Raw genomic sequence first — 17,723 nt, 5'->3', positions numbered from 1 at the left:
ATGGTGGAGAGATAGGGATTTGAACCCTAGATAGGCTACAAACCTATGCCGGTTTTCAAGACCGGTGCATTCGACCACTCTGCCATCTCTCCGTGACGCAGAATAATACTTAGGTGGAGGGGGTGTGTAAATAGCAAAATGTTTGTTTGCCTAAAAAATAGACGTAAATGCGTGTTTTTTTGTAAATAGAGGGGAATTAATACTATTTTTAATAAAATAAAGAGGTTGCAGCAAACAAAGGGAGCTAAAAAAGGTTTTTAGTGGTTGGGTGTTGGCTGCACCAAAAAATAATCATGGTTGGATGATTATTTGTACTGAGCTGCGCCGCCAAGTGCTAGTTTTTTACCAAGCGTATTAAGTCTAGCTAGCATTTTTGCTTTTCGGTTAGTTGGTTTAACTGCAATTTGTGTGTTTGCTGTTTGGTTTAATGTATTTATAGGGTTCATCATTTGGCTCCGGGTTTAGGTTTGTTGAAAACATGCGCATTTTGCATGTGAAACGTACAAAAATAAAACGATAAAAATTACATGTGAGGCATTAGTTATATTTATCTGAATTGACGTTTGTTAACTAAGTGTTTAATTGTGTTTTTTCTATTTTTTGATTTTTATATATTATTTAAGTTGTTGCTCAATAAGGGTTATTTTTTATTTCGCTTTTTATTTATGCATATTCCATTATTTTTATTGGGTAATTATTCAGATTATTTTATTTTGGTTTTACTTGTAATGTTTATGGCATTTTTCATGGCGCTTGATAGGAGTGTTCAGTGCAATAAAAAATCGTTATTAATTTAATATTTAAAATATTAATTGACCTAAAAATATAATTTTTTCAATGTTGGGGCTTTTAGTAAATAAAAAGCGCCTACTTTAAGGTAGGCGCTTTAGTGTTAGTTACGTTTAAACGTGTCTAACTGGGGATGGAGCCGCTCAGCTTTTTGCTAAGGGCATTAATTTAAGAGCTAATCGTTTACTGAATACTTTAGCCTTGCGCAGCGACTCTAAATTGGGTGGTTAAAGCGCTAGTGTTATCAAAAACAGAGTAAGGCGTATGAGCTAAATTTAAGTTTATAAAAACGTTAAAAGTGAGAAAGCTAACGCAAAGACGCTGTGTTTATACTTATTATTTAAGTAGGTAAAAGGGTGAACAAAGTCTGTATCTGTATAAAGCCACAAAGCTGTTTACTAAGGCAAGTGCTAACCAGACCAATGCCCCGTAATCTGAGCCGAACAACATAAACGAGGGAAAAGAGAGAAAGCAGATACAAAAAAGCAGCATTCAATAAAATGCTGCTGAAGGGATGTTAAATAGGGAGAATAAAGTGCGGGTTATTTAACGTGTTTAAAGGTAAATAATTGATACCCTTCTAGCTCAGGAACTAACGTTACTAGCTGCTCTTCTTGTTTTGCAATTTCAGCAAAATTACCGCACAGTGAATTAGCGCGTTGCTCTAAATTGTTTGCGTGTAACTCTACTTTTTCTTCAATTTGTGCGCCCATGTTTTCCATGCGCTCTTCAAATGCATCCATATCACCACCCGAACCTAATAATTCAGATCCAAGCGCGACCAATATACTGCCCATAGATTGCATTACTGCTGATTCAACGGCAGTTTCTATTTGTTTTTCAAACTGGTGTTCAAAGTTTTCACCAAATTGGTTAAAACTTTGCTGGCCCATAACAAAGGTGCCTTCTTGATAAAACGTGTTTTCTACTTCCAAGCGTATATCGTCCATTAACGACGACATATCGTCTAAGCCGTTAATGTTAAACGCATTGCCTACTTCTTCTAAAGCGACACCGGCAATTTTTACACCGTCTAATGCAATATTAGCGACTTCCGGTAACTGTGTGCGTAAGCTATCAGAGTATTGAGTAAGTGCTTGGCGCTGTGAGTTATTAAGTGCAACAAACTCACCATTTACCATTAAATCGCCGTTATTGTTAAATTGCATAGCTTGATTTTGTGCTGTAAAAATTTCTAGTTCGTTTGGCTTAATGCGAACATCATTTTTAAACTCCACATCGCATTGATCGTTGCTAAATGAAATTGTTGAATCGCTGTCGTTGTGTGCCATAGCAACAGGTGTACAGATTAATGCGCTAACTAATAGTAATTTTTTCATTTGATGACTCTATTTTTTGTTGATAACAAATAACTAATAACAAGTTTGGTGCCACTATTTTTTTATTAACAAAAGCAATAGTTTATATTTTTTGTTGGGGTTGATGGTCTGTTTTGTTTTTATTATTAGGCTATATTTTGGCGAATTTAACCAACGAATATAAATTTATAAAAAAAATTTATCGATACGATAAAAAACTCTCACTTTCCACAATTGCAATTTAGCGCTATTTATTCACATTAATGACATGAAGGCTATTTACTATAGCTTTGTGGCTTTACTTTGATGCTAATTTGCACAGCATATTGGTGTTAAATTTTTTAATTTACCAATTACATTAATTAAAGCGTAATTGGTCTCAAACACTTTATGGAGTGGGTTGTGGGTAAGACATTTAGTTACGATGCGCTAGATGATGATTTTGTTGAAGACGAATACGAAATGGTCGGTCGAAATCAACACGATAAAAACAAGCAAAAGGTTAAGAAAAAGTTGGAAGACTACCTTGAGCAAAAACGTTTGCGTAAAAATCTAGGCGAAGATGACTTAAGCGATTACATCGATTAAATTGCACTAGTATAAATACACTACCAATAAATAACCGCCGGTTAAGTGCACAGGCATGTGCGCTTAATAGGTTGTGAAATTGGCAATAAAGAGGCTATTTGCCTCTTTATTACTTTTTACTGCGCGCTTTTAGCCTTAGTTAATGCTTTTTGTATCGTTAGCTCTAACTTTTCTGGCTTGGTAAAAGGGGCATAGCGTTTAGTTGGCGTGCCATCGGCTGCAATTAAAAATTTGGTGAAATTCCATTTTATTTTTCGAGTTAAAAACCCCGGTAATGCTGATTTCAAAAATCGAAATACAGGGTGTGCATTTTTACCATTCACATCAACTTTGTCTGCTATTAAAAAGCTGACCCCGTAATTTACTAAGCACCCTTGCTCTATTTGCGAGGCATCACCTGGCTCTTGTTGGCCAAATTGATTGCACGGAAAACCTATAATCACTAACCCTTGACTGGCGTATTTCTCATGAAGCGCTTGTAAAGATGCGTATTGGTAGGTAAACCCGCATTTACTTGCTGTATTAACAATGAGGACAACTTTTCCCTCAAAGTCATCAAAGTTTATAGGTTGTCCTTGTAGGCTTGTTGCGCTTAATTGATGAAACTTTTGCATAGTGGCTTCTTGTTTTTTTTGTTGGAGCATATTTTAACGCGGTAAGAGGGTTACATAAAGTATAAAATTTAATCGTGCCGTGAGGTATAAAAACCCGTGTTCTAAGTAAAAAGTGAATAAGGTTTCCGCGCCCTTCTCACACCCTTGGATTACATCTATGTAGGCAAAAAAAAGTTAACAGCCTAGGCTACTAAACATTCAATGTTAAGAGGTCAATAAACCTTAATTTAATATTAGAAACAAGCCCATACCAGCAAGTGTTGTGTAGTAAATATTATGCGTTTTATAAGCAACAAGAATGGCTACAATAGCGGCACTTAAATAAGGGTTTTGCCAATGCAAATTTATGCCTTCGTCGTTCAAAAATACGATAGGTACCCAAATAGCAGTAAGAACGGCCGGTGCGCTAAAGCTCAAAAACTGCTGCATTTTGGGCCCTACTTTAAAAGGTAGTGAGCGGTGTAAAAACAAGTAACGGGTAAAGAATGTAATACAGGCCATAAGTAAAATAGTGGTCATCATGGTTTAGTTTCCCTTTTAGCTGAAAGTCTTGCCGTTGTATAACCAGCACTCATTGCTAATAATGCGGAGCACACTAGCCATAACTCAAACCCTGTGCTTTTTAACCATGTAGCAGTAACACCTGCAACAATAACAGTGACTAAAGATGCGGCATTTTTAATACCTGGGATAACTAAGGCAATAAAAGTAGCTGCAATTGCAAAGTCGAGCCCTAAGTTAGTTAAATCGGGAAGCATAGAGCCTGCAACAATGCCTATTAATGTCCAAATATTCCATGCAATATAAAAACTAAAGCCTGCACTTAGCGCATAAACTAAACGCACTTGTGTGCGATAAGCTTTGCGGTGGTGAGAAAAGGCAAATAATTCATCGGTTAATACAAAGCTAACAGGTAAGCGCCAGCGCATTGGCTGATCAATCACTTTATGCCTGACAGCAAGCCCATATAAAAAATGACGAGAGCTAATGATAAACGTAGTGAATAATATGGTCAGCAAGGGCGTGTTGCCCGCCATAAGTTCAATCGCGACAAGTTGAGCCGATCCTGCAAAAACCAGTAACGACATAGCTTGCGTTTCAAGTGCAGTAAACCCATTTTGAATAGCTAAAGAACCACATAATATTCCCCATGGAATGACGGCTAAGCAAAGCGGAAGCATATCTAAAAAGCCTTTTATAATCGCTTTTTTAACTGGTTGCATAGCATTTACCTTGCTGGCTTGTAGAATGGAAGATAATGATACCTTATTATAAGGTGAAAGTGATTAACATGAGCTCTGGATAATAAATCTTTCTCAAGCAGTTAGTTGCAGTGCTAACTTGGTTGAATTTACTTGCATTAGGCCAGTTAGTAACGCATAAACTTTTATGTTTTCACTGAAAATCTCTAGCTAGGGTTCAGATTAATTATTATTGAATGATAATGTTTTTTATAGGGTAAATATAATGACAACAATAAAAGTATGGGATGGGTTTATTCGGTGTTTTCATTGGCTGTTAGTCATAAGTATTGCCGTTTTATATTTTAGTGTAGAAGAGGGGATGATTGAGCTACATTTTGTTGCTGGATTCTTTACTTTAGCGCTCATTGTAACGCGGATAGTATGGGGGATCGTTGGCAGTAGAACAGCGAAATTAAGTGGCTTGATTCACTCACCTAAGGCTCTGTTTCAGGGTCTCAGAAAGCCGGTAGACACCATAGGGCACTCTGCCCCTGGAAGCTATATGGTCCTTGCTTTTTTTGCGCTCATTTCAACGCAATTAATTACCGGGCTGATGAGCAGTGATGGCATTTTAACTGACGGCCCGCTTGTTGAATATGTATCGAGTGATGCAGTAGATTTTGCTAATTGGTTGCATCACCTCAATTTTGACATATTACTGTATGCAATAGGTTTGCACATAGCGGCAATTGTTGTATACCGAATCAAAGGTAAGCCTTTAGTCAAAGCAATGATCACCGGAGAAAAGGCATTAAAATCAACCGATGTAGAAAGACCCGTAACTAAGTCGCCTTGGCTCGCGTGGGTTATATTTGTAGGCATACTGTTATTGCTTGCATTTACTTGGGGGCAAGAGCCTTTACAGTACTTATTTGGATGAATTGGTTTTTAAAACAATACTTAATGACTGGTTGTAAATCTCGGTTACATTCTTTTGTTTGATTGTTAAGTAGTGGATGCATATAATTAGGACTTTGCTGACAAGTGAACTGTTCGTAGTATGGCTGTATTACTTGTTGTTATTGGTGCTTTTTGTTTATTCATAATGAATAAACTATGTCACTCTTAAGGTGTTGCCGTGTTTATGCATACGTCGTTGGCCTGCGGGGAATGGTCAACAATTGGTTGCTTAAATCATCACACTCAATTATTTATTGGTGATGTGGTGAAAGTAACCTTTTACGACATGCAAGGAGAGCTAATTAGCTTATCGTTTGACTTTAAAATTACTTCGTTTGAACAAGGGGAGCCTCACGCTTGGCCGCGTTTGATAGCAGAACACATTAATGTTCATATTCCTTTGGTTAATGCAGGAAAAATGACGGAACAAGGTTTAATCGTCGCTTATCGGAATAACAAAATATTTGCATTGCAAAGTAGCGGTATATACAAAGCTCATATTGACTTTCATTGTATTGCGAAATGCGACGAGCGTGAAGTAAGTACGCAACCTTATGAGTATGTTTACCCTGAACATAGCGAACGCTATAACGCGGGTACTAAAGTATTACAGCCAAAAGATGGTTGCATATATCAATGTAGGCCTTGGCCTTTTAATGAGTTTTGTCGAAAGGCAAAGGATACACAGTCAATATTTGAACCAGGTATAGGTAAAAGCTGGGCTATGGCTTGGCTGCAATTATCAACTAGGTAAAAACATGTTTCTTCCCATAGGTATTACAGGTTTAGGAATAAATCGGTTACCTTTAAGCCCACTCAACTATTGAGTGGGCTTTTTATTTTTATGATAAACTGCGAACATTATTATTTTTTAAATTTGGTTTTTTGTGCCTAGTTCAGACTATTCTTTAAGCGTATTGCCTCATTCCCCTGTTGCTAAAAAGCAGCCTAAAACACTCATTACTCATGATAAAAAGCGGATCGACGATTACTATTGGATGCGTGATGATGAGCGCAAAAATGAAAAAGTACTTGCGCACTTACAAGCCGAAAATAACTATTGCGATGAGCAATTAGCAAGCATTAAACCCTTGCAAAATACCTTGTTCGAAGAGTTAAAGGCGCGCATTGTAAAAGACGACAATTCTGTGCCAGTTAAAGATGGCAAATACTGGTATCACTCTGAAGTACGAGGTGACGATGAATATGCGCGTCATTATCGTAGCACAAGTATTAAAGCTGAAAATAAAGCCCTTTTGCTAGATGTAAACGAGCTTGCACAAGATTTTGAATTTTTTGACCTTGGGGAAGTTGCATTAAGCCCTAATGAGCAGCTTATGGCATATTCACAAGATACTGAGGGTCGCCGTATTTATAACGTTCGCTTTAAAAATTTATCAACAGGCGAAATGCTTGCAGATGAGCTTGAAAATACAGAAGGCCAAGTTGTTTGGGCAAACGACAATAAAACCGTTTTTTATGTCAAAAAAGATCTGCAAACTTTATTAGGCTACCAAGTGTTTAGACATGAGCTGGGAAGTGAGCAAGATCAAGATGTTTTGGTATATGAAGAACACGACAGCAGCTTTTTTATGGGACTGGGTAAAAGTCGCGATGAAAGTCTTATTATCATAGACTTGGCGTCTACTGAGTCGAACGACACCTGGGTGCTTGATGCAAATAATCCGCAAGGTGATTTTAGTGCACTTATGCCGCGAGAAGAGTGCTATGAGTTCGATGTGGATAAGCTAGGCAATACGTTTTACATCGTCACTAACTGGCAAGCTAAAAACTTTAGGTTAATGACAGCAACCGAGCAGACCATTGCCGATAAAACTCAGTGGCAAGAGCATACAGCCCACAGAGAGCATGTATTACTTGAAGGCGTTGAGTTATTTAATGACTTTTTAGTACTCAGTGAGCGTGAACAAGGTCAAGCACGGTTTGTTGTAGTAAACAAAGAAGGCGAGCGTATGGCGCTTGAGTTTGACGACCCTTGTTACTACGCTGCTGTTGCAATGAACCCAGAGCCAAATGTTATAACGGCGCGCATCTATTACTCAAGCTTAACCACTCCGGGTTCTTTATACGATGTTGACCTAAAAACGGGTAAAAAAACCTTATTGAAACAACAAAAGGTACTAGGTGACTTTAACGCGACTGATTATCAATCTGAGCGGTTGATGGTTACCGCGCGTGATGGCGTTAAAGTTCCTGTTTCTGTTGTATACCGAAAAGACAGTTTTAATAAAGATGGCACCAATCCACTGTTTCAATATGGTTATGGAGCTTATGGTTACACCATTGATCCGAGCTTCTCTAGCACGTCGCTCAGTTTACTAGACCGTGGTTTTGTTTATGTAATAGCACATGTGCGTGGTTCCGAAATGTTAGGCCGCAATTGGTATGAGCAAGGTAAAAAAACACATAAACAAAATAGTTTTAGTGATTTTATTGATGTAACGAAGGCGCTGATTGCACAAAACTACTGTGACAGTAGCAAAGTTTTTGCATCAGGCGGCAGTGCGGGGGGCTTACTTATGGGCGCCGTGCTTAATCAAGCCCCACAGTTATATTGTGGTGTAGGGTGTCATGTGCCATTTTTAGATGTGCTGACTACGATGCTTGATGAAAGCATTCCGCTTACCACTAACGAGTATGATGAGTGGGGGAATCCTAACGATCCGCAATTTTATGATGTAATAGAGGCGTATTCGCCTTATGACAATATAAGCGCACAAAATTACCCTAATATATTAGTCACTACAGGCCTGCATGACTCGCAAGTACAATATTGGGAGCCCATGAAGTGGGTTGCTAAAATGCGAGAATACAAAACAGATAATAATATTTTAGTATTTAAAACTGATATGGATGCAGGTCACGGCGGCGCATCTGGACGCTTTAAAAGCTTGGAAGAAAAAGCACTTGAAATGGCATTTTTTATTGCGTTGGTTGAATGATACATTTTGTTAAATAAACAAAAAAGCCTCAGTGTTAGCTGAGGCTTTCAAAATAAGAATAACGTTTAGCCTAATCCAAATAAGCTTTTAGCATCCAAACTAACTTCTCTTGTTCAGAGATGTAGTCGCCCATTAATGATGCTGTACCTTCATCGCCTGCATCACCCGCTTGGTTTAAAATCTCACGTTGCTTTTTAATTAATGTACTGTAGCCCGCTAATATGTTTTCTACGGCAGTAACTCCATCACTTATGCCTTTTGCTTCTTTAATTTCACTGACTTCAAGGTAATCTGAAAATGCATGTAATGGCGCGCCATCGAGCGTTAAAATACGCTCTGCAATTTCGTCTACTTTTAAAAGTAACAGATTATAAATTTCTTCAAACTTAACGTGTAATTCAAAAAAGTTACGGCCTTTAATGTTCCAATGAAAACCACGAGCATTCATATACTGTATTTGGTAGCTGCTCAGCAGAGTATTAAGTGATTTTACAATATCGTCGCTTTTTTTGCTGTTTAAACCAATTGCATTTACTTGTGACATAACTTGCTCCTTAAAAAACCGATTGTTTGTTAACCTGAGTAAAGTATTACTTTTTAAGTTAGATTAGTAAAACTGTTTATATCTATATAGTTGATAGTTAAAACCTATTGAGCGACGGATGAAAACGTTTCTGTTCAATATATATAGATATGGGGTGTAATTATTAAAATTCACCTCATTTTTATATAGGGTAGTTTGTTGCGTAAAATATGATCTAAAACAAGCTTAGAAGGTGTTATTAAAATTGTTATTTTATTTTTTGATTTAGGTCAAAAATCACTCTTTTTTAAAGCGCATAATAATGATGTTGGATTTATTAGGAGAGTGAACATGCACGAAAAAACAGGCAAACAAAATAAAGCAGAGTTAATAGTAGTATGCATTGCGCTGGTGGCATTTGTGCTCGGTTTGGTAGCTCATTTAGCGGGTGCAAGTATTGCTAACTCAAACGTATTTGGTTATATAGCTGCGCCAATTCCGTTGGTACTTGGAGTTATAGTTTTACTAAGTTATAAAATAGCTGAGGCAGCAGAAGATTAACTGCCTTCGCCTAAGCATTTTAAAATATAATCGACCACTTCACGCGAGTAAATCATACTGGTATGGCTTAAGTGAAAGACTTTGTGTTCAGCCATACCTTTGAGTTTAGTTTCGTCAAGAAGAACGGTACCGTCTGACTTGCTGCCTTTTACAATGAGAGGCATTAAGCCGATTGGGAGGTCGCCGGCAATACTATAAAGCTTAGCTTTAAATGGCCAGTTTCCATTTTGCGTGAGTAAAAACTCAACGCTATTTTTTAAAAAAGCCTCAAATCCTTTTTGCTTCATTTTTTGTGCGATGTGACTGCCTTGATGGGGGGTACCAAGCGTTACTACTTTTGTAACGAATTGGCTGGCGCCTGAGTTAGCTTCTAAGTAAGCTCTAGCTACTAATCCGCCCATAGAGTGGCATACTAAAGCTGTTGGTTCATTGCCAATAAACTCATCTATTTGTGTAAAAATAGCATCACGATTTGGGTCAAGCGTATTGTATGTAAGGTTTAACACGTTAACGCCTGAGCTCTCTAATCTAGAGCAAAGGGGGCGCATAACAAAGCCAGACATATACAAGCCATGTAAAACAATAACGTGTTTAACTTTCATATAACCCCTAAAGCAAATGCAATTACATTAATTGCTGTGGTTTTATCTCAATATTCGTATTATCAGTGTTCACCCATACCTCACCATCTTGAATGGTGACTGTAAGCTGTATGTTGCGATCAACTAGGGCTGCAAGTGCTTGTGTTGCTACATAGTCTAAACTAAAAATACTTAAATTTTTAAATTCGTACAATTTTGGTTGGTGTTTTTGCCACCATATTGCTTGGTTGTTCTCACCATAGGTATAAAGCACAACCTTTTTAGATTTATTACAGGCTTTTTTTAAGCGCTTTTCGTCTGGTAAACCCAGTTCAATCCACAGCTCTATTTCTTCGCTGTAATTAACGTGCCAAAGCTCTGGTTCGTCATCAGCGCTCAACCCTTTTGTGAACTCTAAACCATCACAATAGTTAAGTGCAAACGCGAGAAGGCGGATCATCAACCGCTGGTCAGTTTCCGATGGGTGCTGAGCCAAAGTTAAATTTGTATCTTGATAAACATGGCGATCCATATCGCTAAGCGATAATTGTGCCTTCATAATGGTTGATTTAAGAGCCATAACAACTAATCTAAAAATATTTTCGCCAGTATAGCGCAATTAAATGAATTGCCAGTTAAAATAGCGCTTAAATATACGTTAGGAGTTAAAAATGGCTATCCAGTGGTTCCCTGGGCACATGAATAAAGCCCGAAATGAAATTAAAGAAATAATGCCACAAATGGATGTGATCATTGAAGTGCTTGATGCACGCATTCCTTATAGTAGCGAAAACCCAATGGTGACAACCTTACGCGAAGGCAAACCGGTCATCAAAATTTTAAATAAGGCTGATTTAGCCGATCCTAAAATGACTCAAGTGTGGAAAGATTATTTTGAGCAAGAAAGTGGTGTTAAAGCGATTGCTTTTGGACATGATAAGGCCGCTGAAGTACACCGTATTAATGAGCTTTGTAAAAAGTTAGTGCCGCATAAGGTGGGCGCCGACAAACAAATTAAAGCCATGATAATGGGTATTCCAAACGTGGGTAAATCTACGTTAATTAATGTATTAGCTGGCCGTATAGTGGCAAAAACGGGTAATGAACCTGCGGTTACCAAGGCTCAGCAACGCATTAAGCTTGAAGACGGCATTATGCTGTACGATACGCCAGGCATGCTTTGGCCAAAAGTAGAGAATGAAAACTCAGGCTATCGTTTAGGTGCAACGGGTGCAATACGCGACACTGCACTTGAATACGAAGAGGTGGCAAGTTACACCGCTGAGTATTTATTGCATGCTTATCCTGATCTTTTAAAAACGCGTTATAAATTAGATGAATTGCCAGAAAACGATTGGGAATTTGTGGAAATGGCGGGTAAAAAGCGCGGCTGTATTCGTGGTGGTAACCAAATAGACACGTATAAAATGTCTGAAATACTTATTAACGAACTTCGTGATGGCATTATTGGTCGTATTACCATGGAAACACCAGCGATGCGTGAAGAAGAAGAAATAATGGTTGCTGGGTTACGCGCCGCCGCTGAAGCGAAAAAAGCAGCTAAAGAAGAAGAGAAAAAACAACGCCGAGCACGTGCACGTAAAAATCGTCGTTAATTTTAAGGCTGAGAGCACTAAATTACAGACATAAAAAAAGCCCGTAAGGGCTTTTTTAGTTTCATATCTACCGTCACCGATATGAGCAATGTAGCAAGTAAAATAGTAGGGCGGTTACTTATCATCAACATCAAGGGGCGTTGCGGTTAATAACAAGTAACCATAGCAGTTAACGTGAGCCACACGTTGTTTCAGGGTCGAGAAACAAATTATTCATTCCGTTACAAGGCAGTGTTTCGCCTTGTTGATAGTGATTATCAATTAGATTTGCGTGGCTGTCAACACTCAAATGCAAATAATTATCATTATCTTGCTGTGCGTTTTTTATTCTCTTAAAAATCGGTATGTTAGCGTTAAATAACTATTCTTTTTTATTTTCACTTAAGCGTAAATTTATTTTATCTACGAGCACTTCATCGAGCTTATTAAACCTGCTAACAATAAGTAAAAAGTCACTTCCATCTGTTTTTATTACTTTAATAGTGGTGTTATCAAGCTCAGTTTTTCCGTATGAGATTTCTATTTTATCAATGTCATTAAAATGACTCAGGTCTGATTCAAGCTGTCCAGCATCGTTTTTGTAGTAACTAAAAATATAATTTTTAGTGATGCCATTACCATCATTGCGGTAATCAAATATTGCATCACTATAAAAATAGAGAACGTCTTCATTCTCGGGTGTTAAGCGATGTCGTTTTAGATAATGAGTTTGATAGGCCCATAAATTATTTCCTTTTATTATAGCGCTATTAGGTAAAATATTAGCTTCTTGAAGCACACCAAATAGTAATATTGGCGCAAGCGCTAGTGATATAAGGTATTGTCTGACTCGCCAGTAAGAGTGGTAGTGCAACGCTTTTTGGTTGGTGTTTGCATGCTCTATGTAACTCACTAATGGAAGCCATAGAAAAGGCATAACCAGCAATGCGATAGTGGCGTACTCTTCCATGCGGTAAACCAATGTGGTTGCAAGTATTAATAAAAATGAAATAGCAGCCCCCCAGCTAGGGATTAGTTTACTTTTATTTGACTGCAATTCACTGTGTTGTTTCAGTGCTTGATAAAGCGGGTAATACCATAAAATGGCGAAAATACCGCGGGCAATAGGCATTATGTTGGCATTGTTTTGTTGCTTTATAGCTTTGAAGTTACGGTAGCACCAATAATTAATATAAATACCTAAGCTTAAAATGCTGTAAATAATAAATTTACTGACCGATACCGCGTAAAATGGGCTATTTTCAAAAGTAGGGCGCTTGGCGGATTCGAGTCGCCAATCTGCAAAGAAGAAAATAAGCAATAAAAGGTAACCGGCGAGTGCATATTTAAGCCAGTTACCTCCTAAGTTATCGAGTATGTCGGCTGTTGTTTGAGCTACTTCAGTTTTGTCGGCGTACTTTAAAATTGAGTAGTGTGTGGCTGAAATAAGCTTGTTTCGCTGCGCTAGGTAATCGTTTATGTTGTCAGCAGGAATATGGTCTTGTTTTGAATAAAAGTGGTAGCTTAGCGTTAAAATATTATCACTAAAATTAACAGATGTTTTTAAGTAAAAGTAGTCGTTATCAATTTCGTCTTGGCTATTATCAAACGCCCAGTTCTTTTCTGTAAAATGAAGCTTTATGCGGGTATCAATTATGTTGGGGTATTCAAAATAAAATGGGTTTGTGCGATCAGTTTGTTTTGGCTCGTAAACACTGTTTTGTATTTCAGAAGCGTAAAAGTCAGCTTCATATCCGTCTCTGGTTTCTTCCCAAAATTGGCCAATAAGGTACGACTCCCTAGTAATAAGCTGGCCTGTTTGTTTGTCTTCACTTACCTCCATAGGCTTGTCGATTTTGAGCTCGTCAAAAAAACCTTGGTAGTATTCAAGGTATGATTTTTCAACGCTGTCTAGCCCGTTGCGCGCTAAATTACTTCTGCGATTAATAGCTTGAAACTCGGCATAAGAATATTCGGTGGTAAAATGGACAGGCTCTTTTACAGTGTTCGGGATATAAAATTGATCGTTTACTATTACCTTTTTATGCACAGGCGTTTGTGCCATAGAGGTTAAGGTACTTTCGCCATTTTTTATAATAAGGGCATAACCGTAATCAGGTTGTGCTAAATAGGCAAGTGTACCTCGTTGATAACTAATGGTTGGATCCAACCAATAGCGTTTACCCTCGTGAGTAAGCGTAACAATAACGTGGTTAAAAACACTTGCGGTGGCCGGTAGATCTATTAAGCGCTTTGTTTCTTCTGTGTCTACAAGGGCAGGGTGCGCCTCTATTTTCATCGCTTTTAATAACGAAATCAGTAGGGCTGTTTTGTCTTTACAGTCACCATACCGTAAAGATAGCGTTTCTGAAGCAGGTGTTGGCTGATGAGAATTCGTGCCCATTTCTAAACCTAAATAGCGTATTTCGTCTTGGCTAAAGCGTAATGCTGCGGTAATTCTATCGGCTGTATTAGTATGCTGTGCCTGTATAGATTGTGCTACGGCGTTAATGCTATTAGGTGTTTCGATTGCTGACTCATAAAGTGGTAATGCCCAATTAACAACCTCGTCCCAACGGCTATATTCAGAGAGGTAAACTTGCATGTACGGGTTGTACCATGTGGGTGTTTCAGAGTCTTGTGTGAGTAACGGCGCTTCAAACTCAGAAATAGAGTAGTCAGTACCGTATTGATTACTTGTTTGTTTTACTTCGGCATTGCCATTCATTGTTCTTATATTAAGAGGTGTTTGCTTACCCCATAAAACACGCATGTTTTGTTGCACTACAGGCACAGACCATCTAAGAGTGCGCCGAGTACTAAATTTATTGTCGTAGATAGGGTTGCTGCCGGTGACACTGTAGCTATAGTCGAGCATATCTCCGCTTCGCATATCGTCAACAATAATATTTAAAGACAGCCTACCGTTATAAATTTTATCAGCTAGGTCAGATTCGCTTTGGATAACCGAGAACCTCGCAGTTGAAAGTTTATCGATGCGTTTGCCCTCTCTGAGAATAGAAAGTGTATGCAGGGTTAATTTTTCATAGCTTGGGTCAAAATCTAGGTTTAGTTGACTTATGTAGTCAACGCCACTTTGGTTAAGTGCTTGCATAACTAAGCGTGTGTAACGTTGTTGCTTTTGACGTTCGGGGACATAGGTTTGGTTGTCGAGTAATAGGTAGAGTGTGCCATCGCGCACTTTTGTCATATCACTTACCTGAGGTTGTTTTACGTCATGTAGGTTGACCCAATCACCAGGTACATCTATTTTATATTGCGTAGCATAAGCAGGTACATTAATCAGAAAAGAACTACATATTAGCAGCCAATAGGTAAAGGATAGAAATTTCCGTTTCATTGTTAATTCTTATTGTTTTTTATTAAAGCTATACCACGTTTGGGTTCATATAGTGGCCTATTTTTAATCGATGTTACCATATTGAATGAAATGTGAAGAGCTTTAGTATTGTGTTATTTTTAAATGCTCGCTCTGCTTTGATTTTAATTAAATAAACCTTTCTTAAATGTGTATATGAAAGAATTTACGACTGTTTATTTATTTCTTAAAGGGCGCGGCTGCAATAAAAATAACTAAACATAACAATATACTTGATATAAATAATGCCCTTTAGGTCATCGATACAAAATTAAAAAGCATTATCTAAATCGCTATGTTTATGAAATAAAGCCTAACGTTTTTATTGGTTTATATAATAAACAGCGTGTTGTGCCGTTAATATATTCTCTTTGTAAAAAAAATATAGTGAATTGATTGCATTTTAAGCGACTTCTATGGTGATGTTCGCTTTAAGTAATGCTATACTCCCGCCGAATAATTTATCGACTTTATTAAGAGTAAAATAATGGCAGATTTATCGAAGTACAGAAACATTGGTATTTTCGCGCACGTTGATGCGGGTAAAACCACTACTACTGAGCGTATCCTGAAGCTTACAGGTACTATCCACAAAACAGGTGAGGTTCATGATGGTGAATCTACTACCGATTTCATGGATCAAGAAGCTGAGCGCGGTATTACTATCCAGTCTGCGGCAGTAAGCTGTTTCTGGAAAGATCACCGTTTCAACGTTATCGATACTCCTGGACACGTTGACTTCACAGTTGAAGTTTACCGTTCACTTAAAGTATTAGATGGCGGTGTTGGTGTTTTCTGTGGTTCTGGTGGTGTTGAGCCACAATCAGAAACTAACTGGCGCTACGCGAACGAATCAGAAGTTGCACGTATTATTTTCGTAAATAAATTAGACCGTATGGGTGCTGATTTTTACCGTGTAACTGAGCAAGTACGTAAAGTACTTGGTGCAGTACCATTAATCATGACTTTACCAATCGGTATTGAAGATGATTTTGTTGGTGTTGTAGACGTATTAGAGAAAAAAGCATACGTTTGGGATGACACTGGTCTTCCAGAAAACTACTCAATCGAAGACGTTCCAGCTGACATGGTTGACAAAGTTGAAGAATACCATGAAATGCTTATCGAAACTGCTGTTGAGCAAGACGATGACCTAATGGAAGCGTACATGGAAGGTGAAGTACCTTCTGTTGAAGATATCAAACGTTGTATCCGTAAAGGTACTCGTGACCTTGCATTCTTCCCTACGTTCTGTGGTTCAGCGTTCAAAAACAAAGGTGTTCAATTAGTACTTGACGCTGTTGTTGATTACTTACCGGCTCCAACTGAAGTTGATCCTCAACCTCTTATGGACGAAGAAGGTAACGAAAACGGCGAGTTCGCAATTGTATCTGCAGACGAACCTTTCAAAGCGCTAGCATTCAAAATCATGGATGACCGTTTTGGTGCATTAACATTCGTACGTATATACTCTGGTAAGCTTAACAAGGGTGACACTATCCTTAATGCGTTTACTGGTAAAACAGAGCGTGTTGGCCGTATGGTTGAGATGCAAGCTGACGAGCGTAAAGAGCTTACTTCAGCACAAGCGGGTGACATCATTGCAATCGTAGGTATGAAGAACGTGCAAACTGGTCACACTCTTTGTGATCCTAAGCACCCAGTAACACTTGAGCCAATGGTATTCCCAACGCCAGTAATCTCGATTGCTGTACAGCCTAAAGATAAAGGCGGTAATGAGAAAATGGGTGTTGCTATCGGTAAAATGGTTGCAGAAGATCCATCTTTCCAAGTTGAGACTGATGAAGATTCAGGCGAAACTATCCTTAAAGGTATGGGTGAGCTTCACTTAGATATCAAAGTAGATATCCTTAAGCGTACTTACGGTGTAGATCTTATCGTTGGTCAACCACAGGTTGCTTACCGTGAAACTATCACTCGTGAAATCGAAGATAGCTACACGCACAAGAAACAATCTGGTGGTTCTGGTCAGTTCGGTAAAATTGATTACCGCATCAAGCCAGGCGAAGTGGGTTCAGGCTTCACGTTCACATCATCAGTTGTTGGTGGTAACGTACCTAAAGAATTCTGGCCTGCAGTTGAGAAAGGCTTTAAATCAATGATGCAAGAGGGTGTGCTAGCTGGCTTCCCAGTACTTGACGTTGAAGTAGAACTTTTCGACGGTGGCTTCCACGCCGTGGATTCATCTGCAATTGCATTCGAAATCGCTGCTAAAGGCGCTTTCCGTCAATCAATCCCTAAAGCGGGCGCACAGCTTCTTGAGCCAATCATGAAAGTTGACGTGTTCACGCCAGAGGATCACGTTGGTGACGTAATCGGTGACCTTAACCGTCGTCGTGGTATGCTAAGTGACCAAGAAGCTGGTTTAACAGGCGTTCGTATTAAAGCTGACGTACCATTATCAGAAATGTTTGGTTACATCGGTTCACTACGTACTATGACATCAGGCCGTGGTCAGTTCTCTATGGAGTTCTCACACTACGCACCATGTCCAGCTAACGTATCTGAAACGGTAATCGCTGCAGAAAAAGAGAAAAAAGCGGCTAAGTAATTAGTCTTTTAAACTCTAAAAAACCCGCACATGTTGCGGGTTTTTTATTGGTTGAAAATTATTTCAAGTGACTTTTTTAATATATAGCTAGCGTT

Annotated in this window: 16 protein-coding genes and 1 tRNA gene; 7 read left to right on the top strand and 10 right to left on the bottom strand. The window is 38.5% G+C overall.

Annotated elements, in window-relative coordinates; all coding sequences use genetic code 11:
• Position 1 precedes the first annotated feature (1 nt).
• The 3 genes from ATS71_RS10120 to ATS71_RS10110 all read right to left on the bottom strand — a co-directional run bounded on the left by ATS71_RS10120 (position 2) and on the right by ATS71_RS10110 (position 2,129).
• A tRNA-Ser gene (locus tag ATS71_RS10120) sits at positions 2-92 on the bottom strand.
• A gap of 213 nt (positions 93-305) precedes the next feature.
• Positions 306-449 (bottom strand): hypothetical protein, encoded by a 144-nt coding sequence (locus ATS71_RS18625; RefSeq protein ID WP_160327102.1) that lies wholly within the window; start codon positions 447-449, stop codon positions 306-308.
• An 882-nt stretch (positions 450-1,331) separates the two neighbouring features.
• Positions 1,332-2,129: a YggN family protein gene (locus ATS71_RS10110; protein ID WP_058404716.1), complete on the bottom strand. Its 798-nt coding sequence runs from the start codon at positions 2,127-2,129 to the stop codon at positions 1,332-1,334.
• Positions 2,130-2,510: 381 nt separating this feature from the next.
• Between ATS71_RS10110 and ATS71_RS10105 the strand changes: the two genes are divergently transcribed.
• Positions 2,511-2,696, top strand: a complete 186-nt coding sequence (locus ATS71_RS10105; RefSeq protein WP_010558095.1) for a PA3496 family putative envelope integrity protein — start codon at positions 2,511-2,513, stop codon at positions 2,694-2,696.
• A gap of 116 nt (positions 2,697-2,812) precedes the next feature.
• Here ATS71_RS10105 and ATS71_RS10100 read toward each other — a convergent pair whose 3' ends face one another.
• The 3 genes from ATS71_RS10100 to ATS71_RS10090 form a co-directional block, all read right to left on the bottom strand.
• A complete protein-coding gene (locus ATS71_RS10100) occupies positions 2,813-3,310 on the bottom strand; it encodes a glutathione peroxidase (protein WP_058404722.1) in 498 nt (165 codons plus the stop codon).
• A gap of 222 nt (positions 3,311-3,532) precedes the next feature.
• On the bottom strand, positions 3,533-3,832 hold the full coding sequence (locus ATS71_RS10095; protein ID WP_058404715.1) for an AzlD domain-containing protein: 300 nt from the start codon (positions 3,830-3,832) through the stop codon (positions 3,533-3,535).
• Positions 3,829-4,533, bottom strand: a complete 705-nt coding sequence (locus ATS71_RS10090) for an AzlC family ABC transporter permease (RefSeq protein WP_058404714.1) — start codon at positions 4,531-4,533, stop codon at positions 3,829-3,831. Before ATS71_RS10090 ends, ATS71_RS10095 begins: the two co-directional genes overlap by 4 nt.
• A 244-nt stretch (positions 4,534-4,777) precedes the next feature.
• Here ATS71_RS10090 and ATS71_RS10085 point away from each other — a divergent pair, with 244 nt between their 5' ends.
• The 3 genes from ATS71_RS10085 (at position 4,778) to ATS71_RS10075 (ending at position 8,417) form a co-directional block, all read left to right on the top strand.
• Positions 4,778-5,434, top strand: coding sequence for a cytochrome b/b6 domain-containing protein (locus tag ATS71_RS10085; RefSeq protein WP_058404713.1), 657 nt, complete (start codon positions 4,778-4,780; stop codon positions 5,432-5,434).
• Positions 5,435-5,638: 204 nt separating this feature from the next.
• Complete coding sequence (locus ATS71_RS10080; protein ID WP_058404721.1) at positions 5,639-6,208, top strand: hypothetical protein; 570 nt, start codon at positions 5,639-5,641, stop codon at positions 6,206-6,208.
• Positions 6,209-6,341: 133 nt separating this feature from the next.
• Entirely contained in the window at positions 6,342-8,417 is a 2,076-nt protein-coding gene (locus tag ATS71_RS10075; protein WP_058404712.1) for a S9 family peptidase, read from the top strand.
• 70 nt (positions 8,418-8,487) lie between these two features.
• Here the strand turns inward: ATS71_RS10075 and ATS71_RS10070 are convergent, their stop codons facing one another.
• Positions 8,488-8,961, bottom strand: coding sequence for a Dps family protein (locus ATS71_RS10070; protein ID WP_058404711.1), 474 nt, complete (start codon positions 8,959-8,961; stop codon positions 8,488-8,490).
• A gap of 330 nt (positions 8,962-9,291) precedes the next feature.
• On the opposite strand from ATS71_RS10070, the gene ATS71_RS10065 reads away from it, so the two are divergent.
• Positions 9,292-9,501, top strand: coding sequence for a hypothetical protein (locus tag ATS71_RS10065; protein WP_058404710.1), 210 nt, complete (start codon positions 9,292-9,294; stop codon positions 9,499-9,501).
• On the opposite strand, the gene ATS71_RS10060 is transcribed toward ATS71_RS10065, so the two are convergent.
• Positions 9,498-10,103: a PGAP1-like alpha/beta domain-containing protein gene (locus tag ATS71_RS10060; protein ID WP_058404709.1), complete on the bottom strand. Its 606-nt coding sequence runs from the start codon at positions 10,101-10,103 to the stop codon at positions 9,498-9,500. The two genes, ATS71_RS10065 and ATS71_RS10060, sit on opposite strands and share 4 nt — an antisense overlap.
• 22 nt (positions 10,104-10,125) lie before the next feature.
• A complete protein-coding gene (locus ATS71_RS10055) occupies positions 10,126-10,662 on the bottom strand; it encodes a YaeQ family protein (RefSeq protein ID WP_058404720.1) in 537 nt (178 codons plus the stop codon).
• A gap of 91 nt (positions 10,663-10,753) precedes the next feature.
• Here ATS71_RS10055 and ylqF point away from each other — a divergent pair, with 91 nt between their 5' ends.
• On the top strand, positions 10,754-11,698 hold the full coding sequence (ylqF, locus tag ATS71_RS10050; protein ID WP_058404708.1) for a ribosome biogenesis GTPase YlqF: 945 nt from the start codon (positions 10,754-10,756) through the stop codon (positions 11,696-11,698).
• 361 nt (positions 11,699-12,059) lie between these two features.
• Here ylqF and ATS71_RS10045 read toward each other — a convergent pair whose 3' ends face one another.
• Positions 12,060-15,038 carry a DUF3857 domain-containing transglutaminase family protein gene (locus tag ATS71_RS10045; RefSeq protein ID WP_058404707.1) on the bottom strand — a complete coding sequence of 993 codons (2,979 nt, stop codon included), beginning with the start codon at positions 15,036-15,038 and terminating at the stop codon, positions 12,060-12,062.
• Between the two features lie 505 nt (positions 15,039-15,543).
• Here ATS71_RS10045 and fusA point away from each other — a divergent pair.
• Positions 15,544-17,628 (top strand): elongation factor G, encoded by a 2,085-nt coding sequence (gene fusA / locus ATS71_RS10040; RefSeq protein ID WP_058404706.1) that lies wholly within the window; start codon positions 15,544-15,546, stop codon positions 17,626-17,628.
• Positions 17,629-17,723: the final 95 nt, after the last annotated feature.

The sequence above is a fragment of the Pseudoalteromonas sp. H71 genome (assembly GCF_001468485.1).
Taxonomy (GTDB): domain Bacteria; phylum Pseudomonadota; class Gammaproteobacteria; order Enterobacterales; family Alteromonadaceae; genus Pseudoalteromonas.
Note: the sequence above shows the minus strand (reverse complement) of the source record. Positions and strands in the feature narration are given on the sequence as shown.

Excerpts from the sequence above, each read along its gene's own strand:
- ATS71_RS10055 (WP_058404720.1), bottom strand. The coding sequence starts at position 10,662 with ATGGCTCTTAAATCAACCATTATGAAGGCACAATTATCGCTTAGCGAT.
- ATS71_RS18625 (WP_160327102.1), bottom strand. The coding sequence starts at position 449 with ATGATGAACCCTATAAATACATTAAACCAAACAGCAAACACACAAATT.
- fusA (WP_058404706.1), top strand. The coding sequence starts at position 15,544 with ATGGCAGATTTATCGAAGTACAGAAACATTGGTATTTTCGCGCACGTT.
- ATS71_RS10090 (WP_058404714.1), bottom strand. The coding sequence starts at position 4,533 with ATGCAACCAGTTAAAAAAGCGATTATAAAAGGCTTTTTAGATATGCTT.
- ATS71_RS10065 (WP_058404710.1), top strand. The coding sequence starts at position 9,292 with ATGCACGAAAAAACAGGCAAACAAAATAAAGCAGAGTTAATAGTAGTA.
- ATS71_RS10110 (WP_058404716.1), bottom strand. The coding sequence starts at position 2,129 with ATGAAAAAATTACTATTAGTTAGCGCATTAATCTGTACACCTGTTGCT.
- ylqF (WP_058404708.1), top strand. The coding sequence starts at position 10,754 with ATGGCTATCCAGTGGTTCCCTGGGCACATGAATAAAGCCCGAAATGAA.
- ATS71_RS10085 (WP_058404713.1), top strand. The coding sequence starts at position 4,778 with ATGACAACAATAAAAGTATGGGATGGGTTTATTCGGTGTTTTCATTGG.
- ATS71_RS10045 (WP_058404707.1), bottom strand. The coding sequence starts at position 15,038 with ATGAAACGGAAATTTCTATCCTTTACCTATTGGCTGCTAATATGTAGT.
- ATS71_RS10095 (WP_058404715.1), bottom strand. The coding sequence starts at position 3,832 with ATGATGACCACTATTTTACTTATGGCCTGTATTACATTCTTTACCCGT.
- ATS71_RS10100 (WP_058404722.1), bottom strand. The coding sequence starts at position 3,310 with ATGCAAAAGTTTCATCAATTAAGCGCAACAAGCCTACAAGGACAACCT.
- ATS71_RS10080 (WP_058404721.1), top strand. The coding sequence starts at position 5,639 with ATGCATACGTCGTTGGCCTGCGGGGAATGGTCAACAATTGGTTGCTTA.
- ATS71_RS10060 (WP_058404709.1), bottom strand. The coding sequence starts at position 10,103 with ATGAAAGTTAAACACGTTATTGTTTTACATGGCTTGTATATGTCTGGC.
- ATS71_RS10070 (WP_058404711.1), bottom strand. The coding sequence starts at position 8,961 with ATGTCACAAGTAAATGCAATTGGTTTAAACAGCAAAAAAAGCGACGAT.